Genomic DNA, 7,604 nt, shown 5'->3' with positions numbered 1-7,604 from the left:
TGCGGCGGCCGACTCCGTGAGCATCGCCGTGTGGGTCTGCCCGATCCAGTAGCCGGCTGCGCGATACTGTTCTGCCACATCAGGGGGGTATCCAGCCACGAGCCGATCGTAGAGCATAGGCTATCCTAAACAAAAGCCACACCCAGCCGGAAGTACCTGCCCTTGCCCGAGGAACTCACCACCGCGCAACTCGCCGTGTGGTTCGCCCAGCAGCAGGTCACCGACGCCCCGGTCTACCAGTGCGCCGAGCAGATCCACATCGTCGGCGACTTCGATCCACACCGATTCGCAACCGTCCTCGCCGACTGCCTCGGTCGGCTTCCGGCGCTCAACAGCCGATATGCCACCGACGGCGACCGGCCGCGCGCCCATCGGGACGCACGCGAGCACCCGGTCGTCCAGCACCGCCCCGATGACGGCACCCTCGCCGACATCGTCGCCCGCGCGATGATCACGGCGCCGATCTCCGACGAGATCGCCGGCGAGCAATTGTCCGGCCAGCACATCGTCGGGGTCGCCGACGATCACCACGTGTGGATCTCCCGTATCCACCACATCGCCGTCGACGGCTACTCGTTCGCCCGGCTGTTGCGCTGGGTCGCCGACAGCTATACCGCCGACCTGGCCGGTGCGCAGCCACCGGCGGCGCCGTTCGCACGACCAGAGATCGCGACCGCCGAATCCGATGCCGGCGATGCCGCGTTCTGGGCGGACTACGTCGACCCGGGCCGCCCGCCGACACTGGCACAGACCGGGCCCACCCTCGCCCGCGAGCGCGCCCACCGCACCACCCATCCGCTCGGGCCGCGTCCGTCGGCCACTGATCGCGGCTGGGCCGAGTCGTTGATGGCCGCGCTGGCGCTCTACCTCAGCAACTGGACCGGCGAGCCAACCGTGACCCTGGGCGTTCCCTGGGCCAATCGGCCGCTCGGCGCACCCGTGACGATGGAGCCGACCGTCAACGTCCTGCCGTTGCGCCTTTCGGTTTCGCCGACGATGACCATCAACGACCTCGTCGGCGACGTCGCCGCGCAGTTACGCGCGGTACGTCCGCACGCCGGCTATCGCGCCGACCGGCTGCGCCGCGACCTCGGCCGCGTCGGCATCGACAGCCCCCTCTGTGGTCCCGGTGCCAACGTCAAATTCTTCACGCCCCAACTCCGCTTCGGCGCGGCCACCGGGACGGTCGTGAACATCGCGATGGGCCCGGTCGATGACCTGACCCTGACCGGCTCGCCGCAACCGGACGGCGGATTCGTCGTCGAAGTCGAGGCAAACCCGGCCCGCTACCGCGCCGGTGAGGCGCGCGCCCACGGCGACCGCCTCTGCGCGCTACTCAAGCGGATCAGCGAGGCCGACGGCACCACCCCCGTCGGCTCGTTGCCCGTCGCGCTGCCCGCCGAGGCACGCCGGGAAGTCGTCGAGCGCAACCAGACCGGGGAGCCGACACTGGTCGCCGAAGCAGAATCGGCGACCCTGGCGGATCTTCTCACCGCGGCCGCCGGCGAGCACCGCGCGCGCACCGCACTGGTGTGGGGCCACCAATCGCTGCGCTACGCCGAACTGCGACTGATCGTCGAAGACCTCGCCGACACGTTGCGCGGATACGGCGTGGGTCGCGGCAGCGTGGTCGCGCTGCGCATGGCGCGGTCACCGGAGATGGTGGCCGCACTCCTGGCCACCCTCCACTGCGGCGCCGCCTATCTGCCGATCGACCCCGAACTCCCGTCGGCCCGCATCGACGCCATGCTCGCCGACGCGCACGCCCGCGTGATGCTGACCCCGCCCGGCCCGCGGCCCGACTGGCAGCGCAGCGGGCTCGGGCTGGCGGTGACCCCGCTCGACGCGTCCCCTGCCTCCCAGTCGGCGCCGACCAGCCGAGACGCCGCGTACATCATCTTTACCTCGGGTTCGACCGGGCGGCCAAAAGGAGTCGTCATCGAACACCGCAGCATCGTCAACCGGCTGCGGTGGATGGACGACGCCTTCGGTCTCACGCCCGACGACCGGGTCGCACAGAAGACGCCGTACGCCTTCGACGTCTCGGTGTGGGAATTCTTCTGGCCACTGATCCGCGGCGCCACCCTCGTTCTGGCCACCCCCGGAGTCGAACGCGACAGCACTGCGGTGGCCGCGGAGTTCGCTGCCCAGGGGATCACCGTGTGCCATTTCGTCCCATCCGCATTCGCCGCCTTCCTGACCGCCGCGCCGTCGTCGACCGACCTCGCCGCCCTGCGGCTGGTGGTCTGCTCGGGCGAGGCACTGCCGCCGGACGTGCTGCGCCAGGGCCGCACGCTGCTCCCCACCACCCAAATCACCAACCTCTACGGCCCGACTGAGGCGACCGTCGATGTGACCCACTGGGCGCCGGGGCCGCAGTGGTGCGGCACCGAGGTACCCATCGGCTCCCCGATCGCCAATACCGCCGCGTACGTGCTGGATCAGGCGCTGCGCCCGCAGCCACCGGGTGCCGTCGGGGAGCTCTATCTGGCGGGAATCCAACTGGCTCGGTGCTACCTGATGCGGCCGGGCCTGACGGCGACGCGATTCGTCGCCAATCCCGTCGTCGACGGCGGGCGCATGTATGCGACCGGGGACTTGGCACGCCGCGACGCCGACGGACAGTTGAGCTACGTCGGTCGGGTCGACGACCAGGTGAAGGTCCGCGGCCGGCGCATCGAGTTGGGCGAGATCCGGGCGGCGCTCGCGGACCAGCCCGGCGTGCAGCAGGCTGTCGTGGTGACCCGCGACCTGTCGACCGGCACCGGATCGTCGACGATCATTGCCGGCTATGTCGTCGCCGATCCGCACACCGACCTCGACCGATTCGCCCTGCGCGCCCGCCTCGCGCGACAATTGCCCGCATACATGGTTCCCGACCTCGTCGACGTAGTCGAGGCGATTCCCACGACGCGCAACGGCAAACTGGACCGCACACGACTGCCGGACCCGCATCTCGGGGCGGACACCGTGACCGCGCCTCGGTCGCCGACCGAGATGGCCATCGAACCGCTGTTCGCCGCGGCGCTCGGACGAGACGAGGTGTCGGTCACCGACAGCTTCTTCGATCTCGGCGGGACGTCACTGTCGGCCTCGGCCCTCGCCGCCCGGTGCAGCGGCATCCTCGGCACGCCGGTTGCCGTGGCCGACCTGTTCGCCGCCCCGTCAGTCGGTGCCCTCGCGCAGCGCATCGCCGGCAACGCGTCGACCGACCCGTTCGGCCGGCTGCTCACCCTGCGGCCCGCCACCGTGGACGGTCACCGGGCCCCGGTCTTCGCCATCCACCCGGCGGGCGGGCTGGGCTGGTGCTACGCCGGACTGCTCCCCGTCCTCCCTCGCGGCATCGGGTTGTACGCCCTGCAAGCCGCCGGTCCCGACCTGCCCGAGTCGCTGACCGACGTCGCCCACGACTACCTCGACACCATTGACGCGGTGGCGCCGACCGGACCGATACGCCTACTCGGCTGGTCGGTGGGCGGAGTCATCGCCCACGAGATCGCCGTCCAGGCCGCGGCGCGCGGGCGCGTCGTCGAACAGGTCGTCCTCCTGGATGCCTACCCCAGCGAATGCTGGGCCGGCCAGCCAGCCGCCACCCCCGCCGAACTGCGCCGGGCCCTGCTGACCATGGCGGGCGCCGACTCGGACCTGGCGCTCGACTCCGACGACGAGGTGCTCGCCGCACTGCGCGACCAGCACGCCGCGCTGGGCAGCCTCACCCGTGAGCAGGTCCACCGCATCACCGCCGTCGTCAGTCACTTCGCCGCCCTCATGCGCTCGCACCGCACCGGCGTGGTCGATGGCGACCTCTGGCACTTCGCCGCCGCCGCGACCGCCGAGGACTTCCTGCCGCCCCCCGCCTGGGAACCACACACCACCGGCGCCGTGCACTATGCGAGCCTCCCGGTGGATCATCCGGGCATGGTCGCCCCAGACTCGCTGGCCGCCGTCGCCGACGTCGTGGGGCAACCGCCGACGAGTGAATCCCGGACGGGGACCGAGGCGCTGCGCGCACGGATCCTGGCCGGGCCGGGCGCCGATGCCGACACGGTCCTCGCCGCCCTCGCCGCCCACGGCACCCCCCTGGTCACCGACATTCCCGGCGATCCGGCCTCCCAGCGCGTCCTGCTCGCCTTCCGCGCACCGCCCGGCAGTGCCGGCGTCTACCTCTGGGCGAACCGGCTGACCGACGGTCCACACCAGGCGCGCGGCCAGTTGCGCCCGTGGGGCGGCACGGACTTGTGGTTCACCGAACTCACCGTGCCGCGCGCCACAATGAGCTCCTACCGCTTCTACGCCTACCCTGCCGACGACCCGCACCTGAGCGACGGCGGGATCGCGTATTCGCGCGCCGTCGCCCAACGATCGGTGGTCGACCCGGCGAACCCGAGCGCCGGCTCGCCGTTCGGGTCGGTCCTGCGCACGGCCGGGGCGCCCGATCCGGCTCGCTGGCCCCGCACGGACTCACCGGCCCCGATCGCCGAGGGCGATGTCGGTGATGGCGGATGGGGTGTCCGATGGCGGCTGACCGCGCCGGTCGGCGCCGGCGACGGACCGATTCGCCTCGTCGTGCTGTTCGACGCACACACGTGGTTCGACGAGTGCGGCCTGCCGGCCATCCTCGCCGATACCGTCGGCGCCACCGACGACCCGATCGCCGTCCTGGGCATCGATGCGCCCCGCCTGCCGGCCGCCCGCATGCGCCTGCTCGGCCCCAACCGCGACTTCCTCGCCGCCGTCGCCGGCGATGTTCTCACCACCGCGCGCCAGCATCTAGGCCACACCACGACAACCACGATCTGGGCTGGCCAGAGCCTCGGTGCAGCGTCCGCCCTGGCAGCGGTGCGCTGGTTTCCACACGCCGTCGACGCGGTCCTCGCGTACTCTCCATCGATGTGGTGGACGCCCGGCACGACCACGCGCCCGGCCCAACGGTCGGATGTGCGGAGCTGGCTCGCCGACGAACTGCGGTCCGCACCGCCACGGCCGGTCCGGCTGGCGGTGGGCCGCAATGAAAGCCTGCTCGTCGACCCGGTGACCGAATTGGCCGGTGAACTGGCGACGGCGGGGTGGCCGGTCGCGCTGCGCCCATTCAACGGCGGTCACGACATCGTCTGGTGGGCGCACCTGCTGATCGATGACCTCACGACACTTGACGAACTCACGACACCCAGCGAAGGGAGGGGACAGCAGTGAGACTGGCAGCCCGGATCACCACAGCCCTCACCGGCGGCCTGCTCATCATCGGGCTCGCCGGATGCGACACCGTAAGGCCTGCACCACCGGTGGACGGCCGGCCGTATGTGGACGCCGACCACCGCACGGTCGCCATCCCCGCGAACCCCAGGCGCGTCGTCACCCTCGCCGAAGGTGCCCTCGACTCCGCCCTGGCCCTGGGGATCACGCCGGTCGGCTCCACCGCCGGCCGGGGGCAGCTGGGGATCCCCGGCTACCTGACGACCGCCACATCGATCCCCATCGTCGCGTCTACCCGATCGCCCAATCTGGGGCAGATCCTGAAACTGCGGCCCGATCTCATCGTGGTCGACGACACCACCGGCTCCCGCAACAGCATCGACGACCTCGCCAAAATCGCCCCCACCGTCTTCGTCGCGAAGTACGCGCACGGGTGGGAGACGTACTTCGCCGCCATGGCTGCCGTCCTCAACCGCCCCGACCAGCATCGCCATGCCATGACCGAGATCAACGGCAAGATCGCCGTCGCGGCCGGGCTGGTGGCGACCGCCCCTGGACCCAAATCGCCGACCGCCAGCGTCGTGCGCTGGTCATCGGAGGGCCCGACGATCGTCGGCGGCAATTCGCTGTCGACCTGGGTGCTGAACCGGGTCGGCATGCAGCGGCCCCCGGCCCAGCAGCAGGTCGACTCCGCCAACCGCGCCGGGCAGAAGGTCAGTATGGAAAACCTCGACCAAATCGATGCGGACTACATCTTCTTCGGCGTCCTCGGCAGCACCGGCCAGGCGCGCGAGGAACTGGATGTGGCCCGCGCGAAGCCCGGCTTCAGCGGGCTGCGCGCCACCCGGTCCGGGCATGTCTTCCCCGTCGACGGCACGCCCTGGACCAGCGGAACCGGTCCACTCGGCGTCGAGGCGATCCTCCGCGACATCACCGCCGCATTCGACTAGCACCCATCCATCCGATCGGAAGCCCCGTGCCCATTCCCCCGATTAGCCCCTACCTTCTCGGTGACATCGCACCGAGAAGCACGCCCCTGCTCGACTGGGAGATCGACCCGTCACGCGCCGCCTTACTCATCCACGACATGCAGAACTACTTCGTCGACGTCTACGCGGCCGGATCCGAACCGCTCGCCTCGGTCGTACCCACCATCGGCGCGCTGCGTGATGCCTGTGATGCGGCCGGGGTGCCGGTAATCCTCACCGCGCAGCCACCACACCAGCACCCGTCGCGGCGCGGCCTGCTGACCGACCGGTGGGGGCCGGGCATCAGCAGCGCCGACGAAGCCGCCATCATCGAGCCGCTGGCCGCCCGACCCGGCGACATCACCGTCATGAAGTGGCGCTACTCGGCATTCGCGCGCACCGACCTGCGGTCCCTGCTGGCCCACGGCGGCCGCGACCAACTCCTTATCACCGGCATCTACGCACACATCGGCTGCCTGCTGACCGCGGCCGACGCCTTCATGCACGACATCCAGGCATTCTTCGTGACCGACGGTGTCGCCGACTTCAATCCGGCCTTCCACGGCGGCGCCGTCGACTATGTGAACAACACCTGCGGTGTGGCGGTGACCGCCGACGAAACCCTGCGAAAGCTCAAATCCGATGGCTGATCAGGCACTCACGGGCAAGCGCGCACTCATCACCGGCGCCGCGGGCGGTATCGGATTCGCGGTGGCGCGGGCCTTCGCCGCCGCCGGCGCCCAGGTGTTGCTGACCGATGTCGAGCCGCCGGTCGCCGACTTCGCGGCCGCGCTCGACTCACCCAGCGCCGTCGTCGACCTCATCGACCGCACCGCGGTCGCCGACCTGGTGCAGGCGGCACCCGGCATACTCGGCGGTCCACTGACCACCGTCGTCCATTCGGCCGCCGCCCTGGCCGTGGGACCGATCGGGATCATCGACGACGCCGAGTGGGATCGCCTGGTGGCGGTCAACCTGACTGGGACGATGGCGCTGCTGCGCGCCGCCATCGGAGTGGTGGCCGACGACGGTTCGATCACGGTGGTGTCGTCGAATTCGGCCGCCACCCCACGTATCGGCCTCGGCGCCTACGGAGCGACAAAGGCCGCCGTGATCAGCCTCGTCCGCAGCGCCGGACTCGAGTTGGCCGCCCGCGGGGTGCGGTGCAACATCATCACGCCCGGGTCGACCGACACGGCCATGCTGCGCGGCATGTGGCCCGACTCGGTGCCGCCGGAGCACAGCGCGGCCGGGGTGATCGCCGGCACCGCCGAACAGTTCCGGCTGGGCATCCCCTTGGGCCGGCTCGCTTCGCCCGATGACATCGCCGCCTCGGCGGTCTTCCTCGCCTCCGACGCGTCGCGGCACATCACCCTGCACGACCTGCGCGTCGACGGCGGCGCCACGCTCGACCAGTAGCCGCCGAGTGGGCAGCAGATCCCG

General features: G+C 70.9%; 4 protein-coding genes. All 4 read left to right on the top strand.

From position 1 onward, the window contains the following. The first annotated feature begins 162 nt into the window (after positions 1–162). From B4M62_RS03375 to B4M62_RS03360, 4 genes are read left to right on the top strand one after another with little or no spacing between them, the layout of a single operon-like run. A complete protein-coding gene (locus B4M62_RS03375; protein WP_290705170.1) occupies positions 163–5,193 on the top strand; it encodes a non-ribosomal peptide synthetase in 5,031 nt (1,676 codons plus the stop codon). Next, complete coding sequence (locus B4M62_RS03370; protein WP_290705166.1) at positions 5,190–6,143, top strand: iron-siderophore ABC transporter substrate-binding protein; 954 nt, start codon at positions 5,190–5,192, stop codon at positions 6,141–6,143. Before B4M62_RS03375 ends, B4M62_RS03370 begins: the two co-directional genes overlap by 4 nt. Positions 6,144–6,169: 26 nt before the next feature. Further along, positions 6,170–6,811 (top strand): isochorismatase family protein, encoded by a 642-nt coding sequence (locus tag B4M62_RS03365; protein WP_344716219.1) that lies wholly within the window; start codon positions 6,170–6,172, stop codon positions 6,809–6,811. After that, entirely contained in the window at positions 6,804–7,580 is a 777-nt protein-coding gene (locus B4M62_RS03360) for an SDR family oxidoreductase (RefSeq protein ID WP_290705164.1), read from the top strand. The genes B4M62_RS03365 and B4M62_RS03360 overlap by 8 nt, the downstream gene beginning before the upstream one ends. Positions 7,581–7,604 lie beyond the last annotated feature (24 nt).

The sequence above is a fragment of the Gordonia sp. UBA5067 genome, from assembly GCF_002414845.1.
GTDB classification, from domain to species: Bacteria; Actinomycetota; Actinomycetes; order Mycobacteriales; family Mycobacteriaceae; genus Gordonia; species Gordonia defluvii.
Note: the sequence above shows the minus strand (reverse complement) of the source record. Positions and strands in the feature narration are given on the sequence as shown.

Bases quoted from the DNA above. Each gene is read 5' to 3' on its own strand.
- B4M62_RS03360 (WP_290705164.1), top strand. From the start codon at position 6,804: ATGGCTGATCAGGCACTCACGGGCAAGCGCGCACTCATCACCGGCGCC.